The 22697-nt window shown below is 65.9% G+C and carries 21 protein-coding genes and 1 pseudogene; 11 read left to right on the top strand and 11 right to left on the bottom strand.

The genetic code is table 11. The features are described from left to right. Positions 1 to 48: 48 nt before the first annotated feature. From FFI87_RS28565 to FFI87_RS28550, 4 genes are all read right to left on the bottom strand, one after another. Positions 49 to 648 (bottom strand): fimbrial protein, encoded by a 600-nt coding sequence (locus FFI87_RS28565; RefSeq protein ID WP_138849869.1) that lies wholly within the window; start codon positions 646 to 648, stop codon positions 49 to 51. 1388 nt (positions 649 to 2036) lie between these two features. After that, positions 2037 to 2369, bottom strand: coding sequence for a DUF2322 family protein (locus FFI87_RS28555; protein WP_072438200.1), 333 nt, complete (start codon positions 2367 to 2369; stop codon positions 2037 to 2039). A gap of 180 nt (positions 2370 to 2549) precedes the next feature. Continuing rightward, on the bottom strand, positions 2550 to 2678 hold the full coding sequence (locus tag FFI87_RS35045; RefSeq protein WP_261378599.1) for a hypothetical protein: 129 nt from the start codon (positions 2676 to 2678) through the stop codon (positions 2550 to 2552). Beyond that, a complete protein-coding gene (locus tag FFI87_RS28550) occupies positions 2678 to 3379 on the bottom strand; it encodes a flavin reductase family protein (RefSeq protein WP_138849870.1) in 702 nt (233 codons plus the stop codon). Before FFI87_RS28550 ends, FFI87_RS35045 begins: the two co-directional genes overlap by 1 nt. Positions 3380 to 3662: 283 nt before the next feature. Here FFI87_RS28550 and FFI87_RS28545 point away from each other — a divergent pair, with 283 nt between their 5' ends. Further along, on the top strand, positions 3663 to 3989 hold the full coding sequence (locus FFI87_RS28545) for a thioredoxin family protein (RefSeq protein WP_138849871.1): 327 nt from the start codon (positions 3663 to 3665) through the stop codon (positions 3987 to 3989). A 10-nt stretch (positions 3990 to 3999) separates the two neighbouring features. Continuing rightward, complete coding sequence (locus FFI87_RS28540) at positions 4000 to 4419, top strand: secondary thiamine-phosphate synthase enzyme YjbQ (RefSeq protein ID WP_138849872.1); 420 nt, start codon at positions 4000 to 4002, stop codon at positions 4417 to 4419. Positions 4420 to 4476: 57 nt separating this feature from the next. Here FFI87_RS28540 and atsR read toward each other — a convergent pair whose 3' ends face one another. From atsR to FFI87_RS28525, 3 genes are all read right to left on the bottom strand, one after another. Beyond that, positions 4477 to 6297, bottom strand: a complete 1821-nt coding sequence (gene atsR / locus FFI87_RS28535; protein WP_138849873.1) for a hybrid sensor histidine kinase/response regulator AtsR — start codon at positions 6295 to 6297, stop codon at positions 4477 to 4479. A gap of 1 nt (position 6298) precedes the next feature. Next, positions 6299 to 6802 carry a molybdopterin-dependent oxidoreductase gene (locus FFI87_RS28530; protein WP_138849874.1) on the bottom strand — a complete coding sequence of 168 codons (504 nt, stop codon included), beginning with the start codon at positions 6800 to 6802 and terminating at the stop codon, positions 6299 to 6301. Positions 6803 to 6871: 69 nt separating this feature from the next. After that, on the bottom strand, positions 6872 to 7747 hold the full coding sequence (locus FFI87_RS28525; protein WP_138849875.1) for a response regulator: 876 nt from the start codon (positions 7745 to 7747) through the stop codon (positions 6872 to 6874). A gap of 361 nt (positions 7748 to 8108) precedes the next feature. On the opposite strand from FFI87_RS28525, the gene FFI87_RS28520 reads away from it, so the two are divergent. The 3 genes from FFI87_RS28520 (at position 8109) to FFI87_RS28510 (ending at position 10756) form a co-directional block, all read left to right on the top strand. After that, positions 8109 to 8696, top strand: coding sequence for a tetratricopeptide repeat protein (locus tag FFI87_RS28520; protein ID WP_012365212.1), 588 nt, complete (start codon positions 8109 to 8111; stop codon positions 8694 to 8696). A gap of 122 nt (positions 8697 to 8818) precedes the next feature. Continuing rightward, positions 8819 to 9646, top strand: coding sequence for a hypothetical protein (locus tag FFI87_RS28515; protein ID WP_012365213.1), 828 nt, complete (start codon positions 8819 to 8821; stop codon positions 9644 to 9646). 114 nt (positions 9647 to 9760) lie between these two features. Further along, positions 9761 to 10756, top strand: a complete 996-nt coding sequence (locus tag FFI87_RS28510; protein ID WP_138849876.1) for a hypothetical protein — start codon at positions 9761 to 9763, stop codon at positions 10754 to 10756. Between the two features lie 199 nt (positions 10757 to 10955). Here the strand turns inward: FFI87_RS28510 and FFI87_RS28505 are convergent, their stop codons facing one another. Then, positions 10956 to 11972: a 1-aminocyclopropane-1-carboxylate deaminase gene (locus FFI87_RS28505; protein ID WP_138849877.1), complete on the bottom strand. Its 1017-nt coding sequence runs from the start codon at positions 11970 to 11972 to the stop codon at positions 10956 to 10958. 199 nt (positions 11973 to 12171) lie between these two features. On the opposite strand from FFI87_RS28505, the gene FFI87_RS28500 reads away from it, so the two are divergent. Continuing rightward, positions 12172 to 12672, top strand: coding sequence for an Lrp/AsnC family transcriptional regulator (locus tag FFI87_RS28500; RefSeq protein ID WP_006749403.1), 501 nt, complete (start codon positions 12172 to 12174; stop codon positions 12670 to 12672). 93 nt (positions 12673 to 12765) lie between these two features. On the opposite strand, the gene mdeB is transcribed toward FFI87_RS28500, so the two are convergent. Then, positions 12766 to 15501, bottom strand: a complete 2736-nt coding sequence (mdeB, locus tag FFI87_RS28495) for an alpha-ketoglutarate dehydrogenase (protein ID WP_138849878.1) — start codon at positions 15499 to 15501, stop codon at positions 12766 to 12768. Positions 15502 to 15650: 149 nt separating this feature from the next. On the opposite strand from mdeB, the gene FFI87_RS28490 reads away from it, so the two are divergent. From FFI87_RS28490 to FFI87_RS28480, 3 genes are all read left to right on the top strand, one after another. Next, positions 15651 to 16178, top strand: a complete 528-nt coding sequence (locus tag FFI87_RS28490) for an Lrp/AsnC family transcriptional regulator (RefSeq protein ID WP_012365218.1) — start codon at positions 15651 to 15653, stop codon at positions 16176 to 16178. 237 nt (positions 16179 to 16415) lie between these two features. Continuing rightward, positions 16416 to 18137, top strand: a complete 1722-nt coding sequence (gene poxB / locus FFI87_RS28485; RefSeq protein ID WP_012365219.1) for a ubiquinone-dependent pyruvate dehydrogenase — start codon at positions 16416 to 16418, stop codon at positions 18135 to 18137. Positions 18138 to 18600: 463 nt separating this feature from the next. After that, entirely contained in the window at positions 18601 to 19191 is a 591-nt protein-coding gene (locus FFI87_RS28480) for a class I SAM-dependent methyltransferase (RefSeq protein WP_012365221.1), read from the top strand. A 57-nt stretch (positions 19192 to 19248) separates the two neighbouring features. On the opposite strand, the pseudogene FFI87_RS28475 reads toward FFI87_RS28480, so the two are convergent. Then, positions 19249 to 19446, bottom strand: a pseudogene (locus FFI87_RS28475) (acyltransferase); the annotation flags it as partial. A 282-nt stretch (positions 19447 to 19728) separates the two neighbouring features. Between FFI87_RS28475 and FFI87_RS28470 the strand changes: the two are divergent. After that, positions 19729 to 20295, top strand: a complete 567-nt coding sequence (locus tag FFI87_RS28470) for a hypothetical protein (RefSeq protein ID WP_138849879.1) — start codon at positions 19729 to 19731, stop codon at positions 20293 to 20295. A gap of 30 nt (positions 20296 to 20325) precedes the next feature. Here the strand turns inward: FFI87_RS28470 and FFI87_RS28465 are convergent, their stop codons facing one another. Next, the gene (locus FFI87_RS28465; protein WP_012365223.1) at positions 20326 to 21201 is read right to left on the bottom strand and encodes a LysR family transcriptional regulator; all 876 of its coding nucleotides are present in this window, start codon (positions 21199 to 21201) and stop codon (positions 20326 to 20328) included. Between the two features lie 159 nt (positions 21202 to 21360). Between FFI87_RS28465 and FFI87_RS28460 the strand changes: the two genes are divergently transcribed. Next, positions 21361 to 22689 carry a DUF3422 family protein gene (locus FFI87_RS28460; RefSeq protein WP_138849880.1) on the top strand — a complete coding sequence of 443 codons (1329 nt, stop codon included), beginning with the start codon at positions 21361 to 21363 and terminating at the stop codon, positions 22687 to 22689. Positions 22690 to 22697 lie beyond the last annotated feature (8 nt).

Raw genomic sequence — 22697 nt, 5'->3', positions numbered from 1 at the left:
TGTGAGGGCGACGAAACCGTGACCCGCCGCGTCGCCCGGAGGAGTGCTTTACTCGTAGGTCAGCGTGAACGGCAGCGTGCCGATTGCCTTGCCGGCCTTGATCGGCGCACCGTTCGCGACATAGCCGGCGCGCAGATTCAGCGCGGCGGTATAGATCGGCGCTTCTTCCGTGCCGCCCTTCACGAGCGGGGCATTGAACGTGTCGCTTGCAGCCAGGTTCAGCCGCTCGTTGTTGGCGTCGTAGAGGCCGATGGCAACACCTTCAGCGTCGCCCGTGACCTTCAGCAGTTGGTTATTCTTGGCATCGAGGCCCGAACCTGCCGCCGGGTCGAACTTCATCTTGACCATGTTCAGGCCGGTGCCAGTTTTGCCGCAATCGAGGTTCAGGTTGATGTTCGTGCCTGCTACAACGCCGCCGCCAGCGGCGTTGCCGATCGAATCCGCACTCACCGTGCCGAGGTTGACCGCAATGTCTTGGCCGCCGGTGCCGGGCGACACGCTGGCGCCCGCACCACCCGTCAGCGAGCAGGATGCGGTCGTGATCGCGCCGGTGAAGGTGATGGTGCCGTCGGCAGCCATTGCCGAGCCTGCTGCTGCGAACGAAACTGCTGCTGCAGCAATAGCAAGAATGTTTTTGTTGAAAGTCATGATTTTCTCCGTTTCAACGTGATTTGAATGAGGCGAATAACTCTTTGAAAAGAGTTGTAGCGATGGTATCGTTCCGGCGCATGCCTATAAATTTGACTTGTCCTAAATGCATGCTTCGTATGATGGGACAAGTACTAATTGGAATTTTTTGAGAAAGTCTAGGCGTGTATTCTCATGCAACGTCAAATGGATTTGACATTGTGGGAAGTGATGCTGATGGCGCCGGTCCGGCAGGGCGGACGGGCGATTTTCATCGGGGCTAGCCGGAATGGGTCGTCGGTTTGAATGCGACATTCAATTTTGCCGGACTCGATATCGAGTGCTGCGCGTATGACCCGGTTTCATGTCGGTATATGGTTGTGTCGGAATCGAGAAAAATGCCATTCCGCATATGCCATTTTCCATCACGTCGAAATTCCCGGCAGAAATGGGATTTCATCGCATGGCAGCTTCAATCGTTACCCTCATGATTGTCAGCGACCCTGTATTTCATGGCGGATGACGCATCTGCGCAGGCGGAGGAGCATCGGTGGTCTCCAGATCGTCAAGCCTCTCGAGCCGCGCGCAACGCGTCGATCACGTGTTTGCGCGCGGTGCGAATCTGGTCAGGCCCCGTCCAGGCCGATTGCCGGAACGCAGTCGCCGAGCCATCGGCGAGGATCTTTGCGGCGACAAGGTCCGGATCGAATGCCGCGCCGTGGCTTGATAAACGTGACGCGTCTGAGCCAACTCAACTCAACGGGATTCAATTTCGACTACCGGGGAGACGATTTGAATGGGACGTGTATTAAGTGGGGCTGTCGCCCCTTGAGACATGGAAAGCTGCGAGGCGGCGTTTTCCTGATGCGCACGGCACGAAAGACCAGACGCGGATCGCGCTGGGGATCGGAGCGTTGCTCGGCGAAGCACGCCGGCATGGTAGTAGCCGATGCCGGGACGGCACGCGATTCCCGCAGCGGGCAGTGCGCGCTTGAGGTGCGAGTGTGCGATGCGTCGCGAAAAATTCGACGCCGACGCGCGATGGCCGAGGTGATTCGCCGGTGGCATCGCGGGCGATCTTCGCGAGGTTTTGTCTAAATCAGGACGGGCAATCGTGAAAATGACGACTGGCGTGCGAGGCTGTCATCGATGATATGAATGCGGGCGCATGCGTCATGGCATTCGCGGGGAGCTATGCCGTTCGGCAAGCCGGGCCGACACGCAGCGGGCAACTGCGTGTACCCGACGAAAGCGAAGTGTCTTTGCTGACGCGTGAGTGTGCTCGATCAGGCACGACTGAATTGCCGCGGCTCTGCGGACGGGACGACGATGCGGCACGCATTGCGCCCATTGTAGAGATGCGTGAACGTGCCACGCATCGATACACGGCCTCATTGTCCGCCTGTCGCTCAACCCTTCGCGACGACGTCGATGCGCAGCGCGTCGCCGCCGGCGACGATCGCGAGCAGGCGGTCGACATTCGGGTGCGCGCCGGGGCGGTTGCGTGCGTCGGCGGTGTGCTCCGCGAACACCGCGAGGCCGTGCTCGGCAGCCTTAGCGTCGAGCGCGCCGAAGGCCTGCTTCAGGTAGTGGTAGACCGCGAGCGAACCCTGTTTGCCGGGCTGGTTTTCGATGCTGGCGACCACGTCGCCGTTCGCGCCGACGAGATCGATGCGCGCGATGCCGTCGATGGCCGGCAATTGCGCGAGGTTGTCCTTGAATACTGGGGTAGCTTGAATCACTGAAAACACTCCGTCGGTTCGGTCATGGGCCAATGAGCGTGGCCGGCCGTATTTTATCCGATCGGTTTCGGCGCACCGGCCGGCGCGGCCGAGCCGGTCGCGCGCCACGCGAGCGCGGCGCACGCGTGCCCGCAAGCATCGCGATCGGCAGCCCGGCCGCGCCGCTGTGCCGCACGCGGTTCAGATGCCGAGCGGGCGTGAGCGCTCGGCCGAATCGCGCCAGATCATGCGGACGATCGGGCGCGACGCGGGAATCAGCAGGCCGGCGTCGGCATCGACGAGCGCGCGGCCCGCGACATCGCTTTTCATCACCGCCCGGCGCCAGCCGGCACGCCCGCATCGCGCGAGCGCTCGATGTCCGGGCTGCGATACGCGCGCTCGGGAATCTCGGCGAGCCGCGATGCATGTACCTGCCGAGGCCCCAGACCATAGAATTTCTGGAAGCTCATAATCAGCGGCGACCATTTGTCCGGATCGATGCGGTCTTGATGACCATCCATCAACAGGTCGGGATGCACGTGCACGCGCTGGATGCGCACCTCGAACACCGTGATCTTCCCGCGCAGGTCCGGTGTTTCATCGGCGAGGCCGTGCGTGGCCGCGACGACCGCTTCCAGGTGAATCGGGCATTCGAGCGCACGCGGCGGCCACACGGTTTGCGATGGCGTTTCCGCCAACCCCGCCGTGCCGAACTTGTCGGGTTCGTACACATAGCCTCTCGCGCGCTTCGATTCGGGCACCGGATGCGTGCCCGTCGTCCGTGCGATTCGGTCGACCGCGTGCGCCTGCGCGGACGACGGCAGGTTCAGCACGCATTCGCCGGTACGCATCAGGTTGCGGGTGGTCTGCGAGCTGGCGGCGATGCCGATCACCCCGCGCCAGCCGAGCCAGAACGCGGACGAGATCGGCGCGAGATTTGCTGTGCCGTCCGGGTTCAGCGTGCTGACCAGCACGACGGGCGTGCCGAAGTAGAGGATGTTCGGTTCGCTGACGCGATGCGGAGCGTTCATGGTCGGGGCCTTCGCTTCGTTGAGGGATCAGTTCGCATGCTGATCCTGTCGCGGCCGCGCGGCGCTCCGATTCTTGTCGTGTCATCCGGAGATCGGCTGCGATGCGGCGACGCACGAAAATTGCTCGCGGAGCCGCGCTTGCAACGCGCGGCAACGGCGCGAGCATGCGGCGCGCGAACGGCCATCAGCGCATCGGCACCGCGCCTGCTTTTCCGCTACAGTAAGAAACCGCAGGCCGCGTGCCGCCGCGCGGTCATTTCCGGAATTGCACATGAGGACCCCGATGCACACTCCGCAACGCTATGCCGAAGAAGCGCCCACGCGCGAGGAAGTCGATGCACTCGCCGGCGCGACCGTCATCGAATTCGGCGCGAACTGGTGCGGCATCTGCGCGGGCGCGCAACCGGCGATCGTCGAATCGTTCGCCGCGCATCCCGCCGTGCGCCACCTGAAGATCGAGGACGGTCCGGGCCGACCGCTCGGCCGCTCGTTCCGCGTCAAGCTGTGGCCGACGCTGGTGTTCCTGCGCGACGGCGTCGAGGTCGCGCGCGTCGTGCGGCCCGCCGATGCGAAGCAGATCGAAGTCGACGGCTTCGCCGCTCTGGCCTGACGTCACGATCATGCAACAGGCCATCACGCATATCGCCGTAGACGCACGCGGCAACGGCCTCGTCGAGTTCACGCCGCAGGTGCGCGCGTTCGTCGACCAGCAGTCGATCCGCACCGGCCTGCTCACCGTGTTCTGCCGCCATACGTCGGCTTCGCTGCTGATCCAGGAGAATGCGGATCCGTCGGTGCGGCGCGACCTTGAACGCTATTTCGCGACGCTCGCGCCCGAGGACGAAAGCCGCTACGAGCACGACACCGAAGGCCCCGACGACATGCCCGCCCATTTGCGCACGGCACTCACGCAGGTGCAGTTGTCGATTCCGGTCGAGCACGGGCGCATGGTGCTCGGCACCTGGCAGGGGATTTATCTGTTCGAGCATCGGCGTGGCGCGCATCGGCGCGACATCGTGCTGCATCTCATCGGCGAATAAACGGGAACGTGAGCGGGAACGCGCGATGCCGTGCGCGTTTGCACGCGGCGCACCGATTCACGCGAGCAGCTTCTCGACCAGGGCGCCGAGCTCGTGCAGGTGGACGGGCTTCGGCAGGAATTCGTCGAACACCTGCTTGTTCTCGTGCAGCGCAGCCGATTCATACGCGCTGACGCCGACGATCGCCGGATGCCGGCCTTCGTCGTCCGGCTGCGCGACGGCGCGAATGCGCCGCGCGACCTCGAAGCCGCTCAGGTCCGGCAGTTCGAGATCGAGCACGACGATGTCGTAGCGGCCCGCGCCGAAGCGCGCGACGCCTTCCTGGCCGGTGCCGCACAGATCGGCGTCGATGCCGAGCGCCGACAGCATCGCGCCGAGCGTTTCGCGTGCGTTGTCGTTGTCGTCGACGACCAGCGCGCGCCGGTCGCGATGCGCCAGCACGGGCGGCAGCGCGGGCACGTCGCCGGCCGCAGTGCCGGCCGTATCGACGCCAGGCACTTCGGCCGGCAGCGTCACGACGAACTCGCTGCCTTCGCCGACCACGCTGCGCACGTCCACATGCCCGCGCAGCGTCGTCACGATTTCGCGCACGACGGCGAGCCCCATGCCGATCCCGTCGACATGCAGCCCGACCGCGTCATTCGCGCGATAGAACGGCTCGAAGATCTTCGACAGATGCTGCTTCGCGATGCCGGCGCCGGTGTCGCGCACGGCGATCTTCACCTGCTGGCCGGCCGGCGCGTCGGCGAGCGTGATCGCCACCGTGATCGAGCCGCCGACCGTGTACTTGACCGAGTTCTCGATCAGGTTCGACAGCACCTGCCGCAGCAGCTTGCGATCGGAGCGGATCGCGAGGCCGGGCGGCTCGACGAGCTGCGTGACGGCGATCCGCTTGGCCGCGATCTTCTCGCGCAGCGGCTCGAGCGCTTCGGCGAGCAGCGGTGCGATGCCGACGGTATCCAGTTCGGCGACGCGCTTCGTCGAGCGCAGCTTGATGTAGTCGGTGAGGTCCTTGACGAGCGCTTCCAGCGACAGCGCGGAATTCTGCAGCCGCCGGATCGTCTTCAGGTTGGCGTCGGATTGCGGCCGCGCGAGCAGGATTTCGATCGACCCGCAGATCGCCTGCAGCGGCGTGCGCAACTCGTGGCTGACCATTCCGAGGAACGCGTTCTTCGCCTCGATCATCTCGAACGCGCGATCCGACGCCTTGCGCTCCGCGTCGAGCGCCGCGTCCTGCCGTTCGAGCAGGTCGTCGCGCGTGCGCATCGTATAGAACAGCAGCAGGAACAGCGCGCACAGGATCACGCCGAGCACGATGCCGAGGATCAGGATCGCGCGTTGCTTGTCCTTCAATTGATGGAACGTGAAATCGCGCTGCGCCATTTCGATCGCGCGGAAGTAGTTCGCGAGGCCGTTGACCTTCGGCCAGTACGCATTTACTTCGTCGATCACCTGCCGTGCCTGCTTCGGCGAATCGCGCAGCAGCGGCACCTCGCGCTTCAGGCGCGTCATGAATTCGCCGAGCGCGTCGATCTCGTTGCGCGCGCGCGGGATGCGCAGCCAGTATTCGGACACTTCCGACGGCCGCTGCAGGAACCCGAACGACACCGACAGGCTGTCGAGCTGCATCTGTACGTGATCGAAATCGTCGTCCTCGCGCGTCGCGTAGAGAATCAGCTGCCGGTCAAAGCGCGTATAGACGTTGCGGTATTGCGCGGCGGTCCAGAACACGCCTTCGCGTGGCCCCTCGAGCACGCCCTCGTTGACCGACGCGGCGAGGAGATCCCACAGCAGGAACGCCCAGGCGGCAAACCCCATGATCCACAGCGAGCCGAGGATCAGGATGATTTTTCTGTTCTTCCAGCGCCGCCGTGTCATGTCACTTCACGGTCAGACCGATGATCTGCCACGCGAACTTGGCTTCGCCGAGCGGCGTCTTCAGCTCGTCGGGGTATTGATCGCGCGGATACATGATCCACAGCGGGCCGTAGTTGTCGTTGCCGAGAACCTTGCCGTTCATCGTTCGCGCGAGGATCACGCCGTATTTGTCGGCATCGGACACGGGAATCGTGAACGTGTATTCGTCGATGCAGCGGAATTCGATCTGCGTGCCGTGCGCGCCGACCGTCTTCAGCACGTCGGACAGGCGCGGGCCGGTGAAGGTCGCCTTCGGTGTCCAGCTCGTCGACGTGACGATCGTATGCTGCGGCAACGCCATCAGCGCCTGCTCGGAAAAGACGTAGGTCATCTTCCCCTGCTGATTGCTCTTGCTGATCTTGCCGTCGACGGTGAACGTGAACGACGACGCAGCCCATGCCGCGGCGGCCATCCCGAGCAGGCAGGCCGCCAGCAGGCTTTTGGTCCAGATGGTTGTAACGCGCATGTCTTTCCCTCGGTCTGGTGGTGCGTGTAGCGGATGGTCGGTCCGGTCGCCGTTCCCGGTGCCCGGTGCTCAGTTCGTCGCGGCCGCCGCGGCCGGCAGCGTGAGTTTCAGTTCGCGGGCGACTTCCGCGAACAGGATCGGCAGGCGCACCGGCTTTTCCTCGCAGCGCGCGTTGTAGTGCGACACGATGTGCGCGATCTCGTCCTCGCTCGCTTCCCCGGTCGAGATCTTGCCGGTCAGCAGGAAGATCGGCGCGCCGCTGTTCTCGCTCGAGCGGATGCCGCGCACGAGTTCGGCGGCCGTCTGGTCGCCGAGCATCCAGTCGAGGATGTAGCCGTCGAAATCCTCGACTTCCAGCGCCTTGCGGAAACTCGCGCCGTCGAAGTACGGAATCGCGTTCACGCCTTTTTCGATGAAATATTCACACACCGTTTCGGCGACATCCTGCGAATCGTCGACCACGGCGATGCGTGCCGCGTACACGTTCGGCTGGGTCGAACGCAGCTCGACGACATCGACCGCATACGTGCGCCCTTCGCGCGCGTGTTGGCGCTCGGTGACGATCCATTCGCCTTGCCATTGCAGCGCGACGAAATCCGTTTCGATCTGGCTGCTGGCCTTCGTCGAGATTGCGGCCCGGCAGCGGAAGCGCCGCGACTCGATCACGAGCGTCGCGTCGATCATCTCGGCGGCGGCCGGCTGCGCGCCCTTGTCGTCGAGCAGGATCGCGGGCGGCACGCCGAAGTGCGTCGCGATGTCCTGCAACTGCGACAGGTTCCACGGGATCAGGCCTTTCATCTTGCGCGTGACGACCGAGAAACTCAGGCCCAGCACATTCGCGATCGTCGTGTTGTGACTTCGCGGCGGAATGCCGTTCCGGTTCAGGAGGTCGCGCACCTTGTTGGCGGTGATGAGATCGACGTTGGCCTGCTCGGTGGTGGACATCTCGATGGGGTCTCCAGGGGGTTGGGCGAGGAAGAGCATATCAAAGCTGACGCGTCACGCAAACTTTGAAAACGCGAATGCCCTTGACATGCCGTTTTTCTCCATTATTATTGCTCACCACGTCACTATTGTTTTTTGCGTCATGTTTGAAGGTCGATGCCGGCGGCAGCCGGTACGGCGAAACGCGGCGCAATGAAGCAATGACCGAGTGATTCGAAGAGAGAACCTGAGAGAGCCTTGGGCTGCGTGTCGGCGTTGGCGGATTGTATCCGCCGCGCCGCGCGCGACCGGGTGCGAGGCGAGCTCGCGGGGGTGAAAAGCGCGAAGAATTGCGGCGCAAATAAAATCGAGGACAGTACCAATGTACCGCCGTTTACTCGCACCGGGGCTGCTGTTGCTGCTGGCCGCGTGCGCGCAGGATCCGTCCGTGACCAGCAACACGGTGCGGATCTGCGACGACACCGGTTGTTCCCATCGCCCTAAAGATCAGGTGTCCTACCAAAATAAGGACGATGCGGAAGATCGCGAAGACCCGCGCATCGCCGCGTTGAAGCAAGCCGCGAAGGCCCAGCCGAAGGCGGCCTACGATCTCGGCCTGCGTTATTTCCGCGGCGACGGCGTGCGTCAGGACAGCTACCAGGCACTCAAATGGATGCGCGACGCAGCCGAGCGCGGCGACCTGCGCGCGCAGAAGGCGCTCGGCGGTTTCTACCTGTTCGGCCTCGAGGAAATGGGCTCCGATCCGCGCGAAGCGGAAAAGTGGCTGTCGATCGCGGCCGGCCGCGGCGACAAGGAATCGAAGCGGCTGCTCGAGCTCGCGCGCAAGGCCAAAAAGGAAGACGAAGAAGACTGGAAATGGCGCACGCAATGGCGTGACGTCTATTACGGCTACTGGTACTCGGGCTATCCGTACTACGGCGTCTGGAATCAGACGTACTGGTACTACTGACCGGGCATCGAGCAACGGGGGCTGCAGCGGGGAGACCACCATCGCGCGCCACACCGGGGGGGCTTATCGAAGTTCGCACGGACACATAAGCCGAACAACGACTCTAATCGATCGACAACGACATGAAGACCAACCTTCTCCAACGTCTCACTCAAGGTGCGCTCGTTGCAGCGCTTGGCGCGTCCGTCGCGGGTTGCGGCGGCGTGGTGACGCCCGGCGGCCAGAACGCCGGCGTGACGGGCGCCGCGGCTGGCGGCGCGAGCGCCGGCGCCGATTCGCAACTGCAGCGCTGCACGTCGCCGCTCGGCACGATCGCGGTCGATGACGGCCGCAATGCCGACTGGTGGGGCCCCTTCGGCAGCGCGACCAAGATGACGACGATCGATCCGTTGCTGCGCCTGGCGGTGCAGCAGTCGAACTGTTTCGTGATCACGTCGATCGGCAACCAGAAGAGCGACGCGCGCCTGTCGCGCATCACGCAGCTGCAGCGCAACTCGGGCGAATACCGCGCGGGCTCGAAGCAGCAGAAGGGCCAGCGTGTCGCAGCCGACTACTACATGGAGCCGCAGATCGTGATCAACGATTCGCCGATCGGCGGGATCGGCAGCATGATCGGCGGGCTGATCGGCAACGGCGCGGTGGCGGCGGTGGCGGGCCACCTGCAGACGAAGGCGTCGGTCGTGACGCTGACGCTGTTCGACGTGCGCTCGGCCGTGCAGATCGCGGCGTCGGAAGGCAGCTCGACGGCGACCAACTACGGTGCGGCGCTGGGCGGCTTCGGCGGTGGCGTGGGCGGTGCGCTCGCCGGCTTCTCGGCGACGCCGGAAGGCAAGGCGACGGTCGTCGCGTTCATCGACGCGTACAACAAGATGGTCGTCGCGCTGCGCAGCTACAAGGCGCAGGACGTCAAGGGCGGCCTCGGCCGCGGCGGTCAGCTTCAGGTCAACTGACGTCCCGGGCCGGCGGTGCGCCGCCGGCTGATTTCCGATTCGCGACTGTCCGTGCTCGCGGCGTGATCCGTGCGCTTCGGCTTCGTTCGTCCTTTTCGTTCCGAGGTGATCCCGATGAAAGCCGTTGCATTGATCGCACTGACCTGTCTGGCCCTGACCGCCTGTGGCGGCGACGACAACCCGTCGACCGGCAGCGGCTCCGGTTCGAGCAACAACGGCGGCAATGGTGGCAATGGTGGCACCGGCGGTTCGGGCGACAGCACGCTGACGTGGCGCTACGAGGCGACGACGCCGGCGTCGGACGGCCCGAGCTTCCTGACGCTGCTCAACAGCGAAGGCGCGAAGGGCTACCGCTATCTGGGCGACTACTACTATGACGCGTCGAACGGCGGGTCGCGCTCGATCTTCGTGAACGACGGCACCGCGCCGACCTACACGTATCAACTGCAGTCCGCGCCGGGTGACTGGACGACCTTCCTCAACCAGGCCAACACGCAAGGCACGAACGGTTACCGCTACGAAGGGCCGCTCACGTACGGCTACCTGTATCGCAAGGACGGCGGCTCGTCGGCGACGTACACGTACGCGACGGCGGCATTGCCGGCCAGCCAGGACGCGTTCGTCACCCAGGCGAACGGCCAGGGCCAGTCGGGCTACTGGTTCGTCGGCCCGATGATGGTGGGCTCGGCGCAAGCGAACCTGTACATGAAGAACAATGCGTCGGGTTCGACCTATACGTACGATGCACTGATCCCGCCAGCGAGCGTCGGCGACCTCATCGCGCAGGCCAACAGCGAGGGTGCGAAGGGTTATCGCGCGAAGGGCGAGATGTCGTTCGGCCCGGCCAATCCGACTGGCGCCGTCAATGTCGCGTGGGTCTACGTGAAGGACCAGACACAGTCGCCGACCTTCACGTACCAGTCGGCCGCGATCCAGTCGACGGGCGCCGGCTTCGTCCAGCAGTCGAACAATCTTGGCGCGCAGGGCTCCGCGTATCTGGGCGACCTCGCGCTCGGCACGACGACACCGGTGATGGCGTCGTTCTATATCAAGCCGGCGAACTGCACGGGCTTCCTGTGCACGACGCTGAATCCGCTCACGCAGAACTGAGCGGCTGTTCGCGTTGCAGCCGCACGACGCGGGTCGTTCTCTGCGGAGCGAACCGCGTCGGTTGAATCGAGTGCCTCCGGTGCGCCACGTCATCCGTGGACGTACCTTTTGCCGCCGGCTTGCCGGCGGTATTTCGTTTACGCGTGCGCCGATCCGGCACGCCCGGAACGTCGCGTGCCGACTACCCGCGGAAATCACGTCACCCGTTGCGGAAAATCTCCGCATACGCGCTCAACGCCGGCACGCCGCCCAGGTGCGCATACAGCACCTTCGAGCCCGGCTCGAATTCGCCGCGCCGCACCTTGTCGATCATTCCGTGCATCGACTTGCCTTCATAGACGGGATCGGTCAGTACGCCTTCGAGCCGTGCGCATAGCCGGATTGCCTCGAGCGTGCCGTCGTTCGGCAGCCCGTATTCCGGGCCCGCGTAGCGCGTGTCGAGCACGACGTCCTGCTCGTCGATGCGACGCCCGAGCTCGACGATTTCAGCCGTATGCCGCGCGATGCGCGTGATCTGCGCATGAGTTTTCTCCGGCGTCGCCGACGCGTCGATCCCGATCACGCGATCCGCGCGGCCGTCGGCCGCGAAGCCGACGACCATGCCGGCCTGCGTGCTGCCCGTCACCGAGCACACGACGATGTAGTCGAACTTGAATCCGAGTTCTGCTTCCTGCGCGCGCACTTCTTCCGCGAAGCCGACGAATCCGAGCCCGCCGAGCGGATGCTCGGAGCATCCGGCTGGGATCGGATACGGCTTGCCGCCCGCCTGCCGCACGCTCTCCATCGCTTCTTCCCAACTACGGCGGATGCCGATGTCGAAGCCGTCGGCAACGAGCCGCACGTCGGCGCCCATCATCCGCGATAGCTGGATATTGCCGACGCGGTCGTAGACGGGATCGTCGTAGTTGACCCAGTGCTCCTGCACGAGCACGCATTTCATGCCGAGATGCGCGGCGACGGCCGCGACCTGGCGCGTCTGGTTCGACTGGACGCCGCCGATCGACACGAGCGTGTCCGCGCCCTGCGCGAGCGCATCGGGGATCAGGTATTCGAGCTTGCGGGTCTTGTTGCCGCCGAACGCGAGGCCGCTGTTGCAGTCCTCGCGTTTCGCATACAGCTCGACCTTGCCGCCGAGGTGCGCGCTCAGGCGCTTGAGCGGCTGGATCGGCGTGGGGCCGAACGTCAGCGGATAACGGGGGAAGCGTTGCAGGTTCATCGATTCATGTCTCCGGAAAGGCGGGGTTGGCGCGGGCATCGGTGCGTTCGGGACGGGCCGGCATGTCGTCTCCCGATGAAAAGAATGATAGGCAAGCACGCGAGAAATGAGCTTGCGAAATAAATATCGTCGACCTACGTTGATAACGAATCCAGCGTTAATCAAGCAATTCGAGTCCTGAAAAATCGAGGAAGACGCAATGAAATTAACTGGAAGACCAGCGACGCCTGCCGATGCCGTGCCCGCGCTCGACCGCATCGATCGCGCGATCCTCAGGCAGCTTCAGCAGGACGCGTCGATCTCGAACGTGAGCCTCGCCGCGAAGGTGAAGCTGAGCGCGCCGGCGTGCCTGCGGCGCGTCGAGCGGCTCAAGGAAATGGGGATGATTCGCGGGATCGTCGCGCTGCTCGATCCGAAGCCGCTCGGGGCCGGCATGCTCGTCGTGATCGGCTTCGTGCTCGACCGCTCGACGCCGGAAGCGTTCGCCGCGTTCGAGAAGGCCGCGCAGAAGGTGTCAGGATGCGTGGAGTGCCACGTCGTGACCGGCGAGTTCGATTACTTCATGCTCGTGCGCACACGCGACAACGAGAGCTTCAATCGGCTGCATGCGGAACAACTGATCTACCTGCCCGGCGTGCGGCAGGTGCGCTCGTTCATGGTGCTCAAGGAGATTCTGTCGACGCATGCGCTGCCGGTGTAGCGCCGCCTGCGGGACGAGTGGCCGGCGGAAACGGCAACTATCGATGGCGCTGCCTGACAGGACAGCGCATCGTAGCGGAAATGAATTGAGTGCCTAGCGCTGCCAAGGCGCCGTGCCGGGCTGCTGCACAGTCTTGCCGAGTCGTTCGCGAGCGTCACGCACGATAGTCGCATCGAGTTCTCCGTCATCCGCCAGCGCCTTCAGCGCGGCGAGCACGATGCTCGCGCGATCGACCTCGAAGAACGCGCGCAGCGCGTCGCGCGTGTCGCTGCGGCCGAACCCGTCGGTGCCGAGCGTCACGTAGCGGCGCGGTACATACGCGCGGATCAGTTCGGGCACCGCGCGTACATAGTCGGTTGCGGCGACCACGGGCCCGCGCGTCGTGGCGAGCGCGGCGGTGACGAACGGCGTCGAGTGCGCGTCGTCGTCGAGCCGCGTGCGACGCTCGGCTTCCATCCCGTCACGCTGCAGTTCGCTGAAGCTCGTGACGCTCCACACGGCCGCATCGATACCCCAGTCGTCCTTCAGCATCCGCTGCGCGGCGAGCACTTCGCCGAGTATCGCGCCCGAGCCGAGCAACTGCACGCGTGCCGTCGCGTTCGAACCGGACGGCAGCCGGTGCATGCCCTTCAGGATGCCTTCGCGCCGCGCGGCCGGTTCATCGTCGGGCATCGACGGCTGCGCGTAGTTCTCGTTCATGACGGTCACGTAATAGAACACGTCGCGCTGCTGCTCGACCATCTCTCGCATGCCCGCATCGACGATCGTCGCGACTTCGTACGCGAACGCCGGATCGTACGCGCGGCAGTTCGGAATCGTCGACGCGGCGAGGTGGCTGCTGCCGTCCTGGTGCTGCAGACCCTCGCCGCCGAGCGTCGTTCGCCCGGACGTCGCGCCGACGAGGAAGCCGCGCGAGCGCTGGTCGGCGGCGGCCCAGATCAGGTCGCCGATGCGCTGGAAGCCGAACATCGAGTAGTAGATGTAGAACGGCAGCATCGGCAGGTCGTGCACGCTGTACGACGTCGCGGCGGCGATCCACGACGAGATCGCACCCGCTTCCGAAATGCCTTCCTCGAGGATCTGGCCGCGCGTGTCCTCGCGGTAGTAGAGCATCGAGCCGAGGTCTTCCGGCTCGTAGCGCTGGCCGAGCGGCGAGTAGATGCCGACCTGCCGGAACAGGCTGGCCATGCCGAACGTGCGCGCTTCGTCGGCCACGATCGGCACGACGTGCGAGCCGATGTCGCGATCCTTGATCAACGCGGCGAGCATGCGTACGAGCGCCATCGTCGTGGACATCTCGCGGCCGGCCGCGTCCAGCGCGAACGCGCCCCAGGCCGGCATCGAAGGGACGGTCAGCCCCTTCGATGCCGCTATCCGCCTTCTGGGCAGATAGCCTCCCAGGGCAGCCCGGCGGGCATGCAGGTAACGCATCTCCGGGCTGTCTTCCGCTGGCTTGTAAAACTTCAACTGTTCGACGTCGCCGTCCGACAGCGGCAACCGGAAGCGGTCGCGGAACGCCTTCAGATCGTCGACGTCGAGCTTCTTTTGCTGATGGGTCGTCATCCGGCCCTGGCCGGCCGCGCCCATCCCGTAACCCTTCATCGTCTTCGCGAGGATCACGGTCGGCTGGCCGCGGTGCGCGAGCGCACGCGCATACGCGGCGTGCAGCTTGCGTGCGTCGTGGCCGCCGCGGCGCAGGCGGTCGATCTCCGCATCGGTGAGTTGCGCGGCGAGCGCTTCGAGCGCGGGGTCCTGGCTGAAGAAGCGCGCGCGGTTGTATGCGCCGTCGTTCGCGGAGAAGGTCTGGAACTGGCCGTCGACGGTGCCGGCGAACGCGCGTGTCAGCGCGCCCGCGTGATCGCGCGCGAACAGCGGATCCCAGTCGGAGCCCCACAGCACCTTGATCGTGTTCCAGCCGGCGCCCGCGAACTGCGCTTCGAGTTCGTCGATCACGCGGCCGTTGCCGCGCACCGGGCCGTCGAGCCGCTGCAGGTTGCAGTTGATCACGAACACGAGGTTGTCGAGCCCCTCGCGCGCGGCGAGCGACAGCGCGCCGAGCGATTCGGGTTCGTCCATCTCGCCGTCGCCGAAGAAGCCCCACACCGTGCGGCCCGCGGTGTTCGCGAGGCCGCGATGCTGCAGGTAGCGCATGAAGCGCGCCTGGTAGATCGCGTTGATCGGGCCGATCCCCATCGAGCCGGTCGGGAACTGCCAGAAATCGGGCATCAGCCACGGGTGCGGATATGAGCACAGGCCCGGGCCGGCGATTTCGCGGCGGTAATGCTTCAGGTGATCCTCGGTGAGGAAGCCTTCGAGATACGCGCGCGCATAGACGCCCGGCGACGAATGCGGCTGGAAGTACACGAGATCGCCGCCGCCCGTGCCGGGTGCGTCGCCGGTCGCGGGCGACGCCGCGCGGAAGAAGTGGTTGAAGCCGGTTTCGAACAGGTCGGACGCCGACGCATAGCTCGCGATGTGGCCGCCGAGCTCGCCGTACGCGCGATTCGCGCGCACGACCATCGCGAGCGCGTTCCAGCGCAACGCGGCCGACAGCCGTTCCTCGAGGTCGAGGTCGCCCGGATACGGCGGCTGCTCGGCGAGCGCAATCGTGTTCAGGTAGCGCGTGACGGGTGCGCGCGGCGACGCGAGGCCGGTTGTGCGCGCATGCTCGGCGAGCCGGTCGAACAGGTATTGCGCGCGGTCGCGGCCGACGTGCGCGACCACCGCATCGAGCGCCTCGAGCCATTCGGCGGTTTCTTCCGGATCCTCGTCGGCGCGCGCGAGGGCCGCGCGCTGCGCGTGTTCGATACCGTTCGACAGATCCGTCATGCGAGTCTCCCGCGCGCCCGGGGCGGCACGCATCAATGGGACTCATGCTACGCGTCGCTTCGCAAAATATGCGTCTGATTTCATTGTGAATTTGCCGCCGGATAGTGTAAATATTCCAGAATCTCCGCGAGATCAGGAATATTCAGACTATGAGCACCTCCCCCAAGCGGCTCGACCGCATCGACATCGGCATCCTGAACCAGCTTCAGCAGAACGCGCGGATCACGAACGCGGAACTCGCGCGCGCGGTGAACCTGTCGGCCACGCCGTGCTTCAACCGCGTGCGCGCGCTCGAGAAGCTCGGGCTGTTCCGGCAGCAGGTCACGCTGCTCGATCCCGAGCCGCTCGGCCTGCGGATCAACGTGTTCATCCAGGTCAGCCTCGAGAAGCAGGTCGAGGACGCGCTGCAGCGCTTCGAGGAGGCGATCTCGCAGCGGCCCGAGGTGATGGAGTGCTACCTGATGTCGGGCGACGCCGACTATCTGCTGCGCGTCGTGATGCCCGACATGCGTACGCTCGAGCGTTTCATCATCGAGCGGCTCACGACGATTCCGGGCGTGTCGAACATCCGGTCGAGCTTCGCGCTGAAGCAGGTGCGCTACAAGACCGCGCTGCCGTTGCCGGCGGCGGGGCTCACGCTCGTCGATCCGGACGAGTCCGCGTCCGACTGGAGCTGAGTGCGGCGCCTGTCAGCCTGTCCGTTCGCCGACGGGGCGATAACGAAACGATGACAGCCGCCGCGCGGCGCGGCGACGCATCGACCCAATCGCGTGCGTGCGCCTCATACGGCAGTCGGCCCGGTTGCACCGTCGCGACGCGGCGCGGGCGAGTCGCGTATGCTCGTCCGGTCGGCGATGCGTGCGAGCGCACGGCCGGTTCATGCATGTCTCGATCAATCAACGAGTGAGGGCGTGATGGCAAGACAGACGATGGCGGAATACCTGGCGAAGACGCTGGCGGCAGCGGGCGTCGAGCGCATCTGGGGCGTGACGGGCGACAGCCTGAACGGGTTGTCGTTCAGCCTGAGCCAGATGGGCTCGATCCGCTGGATGCATACGCGTCACGAGGAAAGCGCCGCGTTCGCGGCCGGCGCGGATGCGGCATCGACCGGCCGGCTCGCGGTGTGCGCGGGCAGTTGCGGCCCCGGCAACCTGCACCTGATCAACGGCTTGTACGACTGCCACCGCAATCACCAGCCGGTGCTCGCGATCGCCGCGCACATTCCGTCGACGGAGATCGGTCTCGGCTACTTCCAGGAAACCCATCCGCAGGAACTGTTCCGCGAATGCAGCCATTTCGCGGAACTCGTGACCAACGCGTCGCAGTTCCCGCGCGTGCTCGCGCGCGCGATGCGCACGGCGATCGAGGAACGCGGCGTCGCGGTGATCGTGCTGCCGGGCGATATCGCGCTCGGCGACGGCCCCGAAGAAGCGCCCGCGTGGAGCGAATCGGCGCCGCCGTCGATCCTGCCGGCCGACGCCGATCTCGACCGGCTCGCGGCGCTGCTCAATGCATCGGACGCGGTCACGCTGCTGTGCGGCAGCGGCACGCAGGGCGCACACGACGAAGTGGTCGCGCTGGCCGACACGCTCGGCGCGCCGGTCGTGCATGCGCTGCGCGGCAAGCAGTTCGTCGAATGGGACAACCCGTTCGACGTCGGGATGACGGGGCTGATCGGCTTCAGCTCGGGCTATCACGCGATGGAATCGTGCGACACGCTGCTGATGCTCGGCACGGATTTCCCGTACCGGCCGTTCTATCCGGCGAACGCGAAGATCGTGCAGATCGACTGGAAGGGTTCGCAGCTCGGCCATCGCGCGCCGCTCGCGCTCGGGCTCGTCGGCACCGTGAAGGAAACGATCGCGGCGCTGCTGCCGCGCCTCACGCGCAAGACGCAGCGGCGCTTCCTCGAGAACGCGCTGAAGCACTACGCGGCCGCGCGCAAGGGGCTCGACGATCTCGCGGTGGCGGAGCCGCCGGGACGCGCGATCCATCCGCAATATCTGACGAAGATCGTCGACGAAGTCGCGGCCGACGATGCGATCTTCACGGCCGACGTCGGCACGCCCACATTGTGGGCTGCGCGCTACCTGACGATGAACGGCAAGCGCCAGCTGCACGGCTCGTTCAATCACGGCTCGATGGCCAACGCGATGCCGCAGGCGCTCGGCGCGCAGGGCGCGCATCCGGGGCGGCAGGTCGTGTCGCTGTCGGGTGACGGCGGGCTGTCGATGCTGCTCGGCGATCTGCTGAGCGCGCGGCAGCTCAACCTGCCGATCAAGATCGTCGTCTACAACAACAGCCTGCTCGGCTTCGTGTCGATGGAACTGAAGGCGGCCGGCTATCTCGACACGAACGTCGACCTGAGCCCGACCGACTTCGCGGCAATCGCGAAGGGCGCGGGGATCTTCAGCGTGCGCGTCGAGCATTCGGAGAACGTCGAGCACGCGCTGCGCACCGCGTTCGCGCACGACGGGCCGGCGGTCGTCGACGTCGTCACGTCGAAGTACGAACTCGCGATGCCGCCGAAGATCGAGATCGCGCATGCGAAAGGGTTCAGCCTGTTCATGCTGCGCGCGATCCTGAGCGGGCGCGGGGACGAGATCGTCGAACTGGCGCGGACCAACCTACGGTGAGTGGCAGGTGAGGTGGCGGGGCGGCGCGTACCGTCAATCGGTCAACGTGTCGCCCCCGGCAGCCGTCCATTCGCGCACGGCCTGCACGAACAGTCGCATCGCGGCCGGCGGATGGCGGATCCGACCGGATGACAGGTTGCGGGCGATCGCGGCGTCGAGCGCGGCGACGGCGGGCCCGCCCGCACGGCAGCACGGCGGTGAGCGCTACCCCGCGCAGCTTCAGCAGCGCGTCGACCGCTGAGCGGGTGTTCGGCGGCGGCATGCCCGCCTCGATGGCGCAATCAGGCACAATCTTCATGTCGCCTTAAGTTTGCGTTTCCTAGAATCGATTGATCGCCGCTTCGCCGCGGCGGATCGATTTGTCGAGGAGGATGCACGTGAAAATGCCCGGTGTCGTCGTACCCCTGTTCCCAACGCTCATCGGCACGTCGAAGCTGAACGCGCAATCGCGCAGGGTGGGCCGATGATCTGGCCGAACGCGTTGCGCGTCTCGGCATTGTTCGTACGCGAGTGGGTCGGCCGCCCGGCCGCGGTGGGCGCGTTGTGCCCGAGTTCGCGGCATCTGGCGCGCGAGATGGCCGATGTGGTGCCGGATGGCGACGGGCTCGTCGTCGAGCTCGGCGGCGGCACCGGCGCGATCACCGCCGCGCTGCTCGAGCGCGGCGTCGCGCCGCGGCGCCTCGTCGTGGTGGAGCGGTCGCCCGCGTTCGTCCAGCACCTGCGGCGGCGCTTTCCCGGTATTTCGATCGTGTCGGGCGACGCTCGACAGCTCGAGCGCCTGCTGCCGAGCGACGCGCGGGTCGACGCAATCGTGTCGTGCCTGCCGCTGCGCACGCTGCCGCGCCAGGATGTGACGGCGATCGTCAGTCAGTGCCAGCGCGTGCTGGCGGTCGACGGTGTGATGATCCAGTTCACCTACGACCTGCGATCGCCCGACCGTCATCCGCTCGGCGATCCGGCATTTGTTGCCGACGCCAGCCGGATCGTGTGGGCAAATATTCCGCCCGCGCGCATCGTGACGATGCGCCGCGCCGCCATCGGAGAAGTGGCGTGATGCCGGTGTGATACCGCGCTTCCTTTCATCGACCCTGCAAGTGCTTCCGGATGCGGCTCATGCCGCAGCGTCCGGCATGCGTGGCGCAGGTCGCGACGCGGCCTGCCGGATGAAGCGGTCGAGCGGCGTCGCATAGCCGCGCGCGATGACGGCGCTCAAGCCGGCTGACAACACCAGATAAGCGACGAGCAACGCGAGCTTGTCAAAGCCGTGCATGGCGGACGGCGGCCATACCGTGCGCAGCGCGCCGCGTATCGGCGGAGCATGGGCGGTGGTCCTGTCAGCGTTGACGGGAACCGGCAGCGCCACCCCCGCTACGTATCGATCATCCCGCATGCCGTTTTTTGCACCGCAACCCCGTTTTTTTGCACGGTATTGATGCAGTGCCTTCTAAACTGGGTTCGTCAGGCTGGGAACGCCGATTGCTTGCAGGTAGATTCGTCGCCGTTTTATTCGGCCGCGGTGCTCCGCCGGCCGATCGCAGCGGACGTTTGTGGCCCGCGTCGAATGCGGCGCTGCCTTCGCCAAGGAGGATCCATGTACCTCACGGAAGAAGTACACACCGCGCGTCCCGCTAGCCGTCGCGTGCGCGTGGTGACACTGCCGTCGGGCAGACAGCTCGCCCGGCAGTTGCTGGTGACGGTTCGCGCGGCGGACGTGCTGCTGCGCCAGGCGATCCGCTTGCCGGATCGCCATCAATGGTCGGTCGACATCGAACGTGTCGACGCGGCCGGCGGCCCGCTGGCCGCGTGGGATTCGCACGTGACGTTTCGCATCGCGAAGGTATTCGAGCCGGGTGTCGACGCGAACTCGCGCGCCGGCGATCCCGGGCAGGTAGCAGTCGAGATCCGGCTGTTTCTGCCCGAGCAGGCGTATATGGGCGAGCAGCGCGTCGGCATCTTCGGTCGACGGCACGGCAACCGGTTCGGCGCGACGCTGTCGGTGACGGCCGGGTCGCAGTGGGGCGGCCGGTGCAACGAATGCGTTCCGCCGGCCACGCGGCACGTGCACGGCGACACGCTCGAGGCGCTCGTCGACACCGTGGCAGGCATCGTCAACGCCGCGTTGCTCGCGGCCGGCCATCCGCGGCCCGGCGGTTCGTGACGGCGCTGGCGGCGCCCGCCCGCTCACACTTCAGGCATCGCCGGCCTGGCCGGTTTGCCGCTGCAGGTCTTCCATCAACTGATCCGCGAGAAAGTCGCAGGGCGGACGCTTCGATTTCGTGCTGCGCGCGAGGATCAGCTCGAGCGGCGGCAGGTCGGGCAACCCGTGCGAGCGGCCGAGCATCGACAGCTGCGCGGGAATCGCGCAGCGCGCGAGCGGCGCGACCGCGAGGCCTGCCTCCACCATGCTGAGCAGCCCGAGCAGGCTCGGGCTTTCATAGGAAGTGCGGAACGGCAGCTTCGCGCGCTCGAGGCTGCGGATCGCGTTCTCGCGTGCGACGCTGCCCGGCATGAACACCGCGATCGGCAGCGGCCGTTCTTCCCATACGCGCGGCCCATTCGTCATCGCGGCCCACGCCATCGGCTCGTGGCGGATGAAGTCGCCGGACAGCCCCTTGATGCGCGTGCCGCAGACGAGATCGACGGTGCCCTCCTTCAAGAGCGGCGCGAGCGCGCTGCTCGGCAGCCCGATCACCTGGATCTCGACCTTCGGATAGGTCGCCGAGAACTTCTTCAGCACCGAAGGCAGCAGCGACGACGCATAGTCGTCCGGCACGCCGATCACCACCTTACCGGTCACTTCCGGCCGCACCACGGCCGCCCACGCCTCGTCGCGCAGCGCCAGCATTCGTCTGGCGAATCCGAGCAAGACCTCGCCTTCGCGCGTGAGCACGATGCTGCGCGGCTTGCGTACGAACAGCGGCCGGCCGATCGCGTCCTCGAGGCTCTTGATCTGCATGCTCACGGCCGACTGCGAGCGGTTCACCGCTTCGGCGGCGCGGGTCATGTTGCCGGTTTCCGCGACGGCGACGACGGTGGCCAGCACGTCGTGATCGAGCATCTTCATCGGTATCAGGAAAACTGAACGTAACGATCAGCATTATGCGTTTTTATTGTCGCTGTGTGTCTGCCATAGTGGAATCGAGCCCGCCGTATCGTTCGATGTGGTGCGGCAATCAGCCGGCGTGCCGGCATGCAGCGTTGAACAGGGAAGAGTGGTGTATCGATGATGGATCATCCGTTGCGCGCCGCACTGGCCGCCGAATTGCATGCCCGGCCGTTCCTGCGGCTCGCCGAGGCTGTGTCGCTCACGCATTACGCGATCTACACCGACGGCCAGCCCGACATCCACGAAACGCTGCTGCACGCGCTGTGCCGCGACACCGGCATCGCCGTGCCGCAAGACGGCGCGACCCACTACGCGGTGCAGTCGCCGTGCGGCTGGCATCTGAAGTGGGAGCGCCACACCGAATTCTCGACCTTCACGTTCGTCGCGCCGCGTCGCGACACCGGCTATTTCGACGATCTCGCGATCGACGGGATCCCGGCCGCATGGTTCGCGCGCCTCGCGGGCATCCGCTTCGTCGCGGTGCGCATGGAGTTGCTGTCGGGCGATGCCGCGCGGCTCGTGTGCGGCGACCTGCGCCGCTGGATCGACGGGCCCGCGCTCGTCGGCAGCAACGTGCTCGGCGGCGGCAAGGTGTTCTGCGACTGGCACGTGCGCGACGACGGCTTCATGCGCTTTCTCGTCGTCGACGAGGATTTCCGCGAGGAACAGGGCGGGCGGCTGCTGCAGCGTCTGTATGAAATCGAGACGTACCGGATGATGGCGCTGCTCGCGTTGCCGGTCGCGCGGCGGATGAGCCGCGAGCTCGACGAGATTCACGCGGCGCTGCATGCGCTGATGCAGCGGATGGACGCGAGCGGCGCCGACGGCGACGACGCGGCCCTGCTCGTGAAGCTCACGCATCTGGCGGTGCGGGTCGAAGCGCTGTCGGGGTCCGGCGGCCGCTTCAGCGCGTCGCGTGCATACGAAAAGCTCGTGCTGGCGCGCATCCAGGAATTGCGCGAGGAGCGCATCGAAGGGATGCCGACGATCGCGGAATTCATGGAACGGCGCTTCGCGCCGGCTATGGAAACCTGCCGCAGCGTGTGGGCGCGTCATGAGCAGATCGCCGCGCGGATTGCGCGAGCGGTCGACCTGCTGCGCACGCGCGTGAATCTTGCGCAGGAAAAGGACGTGACGCGGCTGCTAGTCGGTATGGAGCGCACGGCGCGCAATCAGCTTCATCTGCAGCACGCCGTGGAAGGGCTGTCGGTGGCAGCCATTTCGTACTACGTGCTGTCGCTTGCGACCGCGGCGTTCAAGGCGCTGCATGTGATGAACCTGCAGGTCGATCCCGAACTGGCGGAAGGCCTGCTGATCGCGCCGGTCGTGTTCGCGGTGATTCATATCACGCGACGCACGCGCGCGCAGCTCGCGCGGTCGGAGGCCACGCATGACGGTGCATCCGTGCCGACGGTGCATGCGGCGGCGTTGAAGCAGGCGAATTAGAACATCAA

It is taken from the genome of Burkholderia sp. KBS0801, assembly GCF_005937855.2.
GTDB lineage: Bacteria > Pseudomonadota > Gammaproteobacteria > Burkholderiales > Burkholderiaceae > Burkholderia > Burkholderia ambifaria.
The sequence above is the reverse complement of the archived record's forward strand: the minus strand, read 5'-3'. Positions and strand labels throughout refer to the sequence as shown.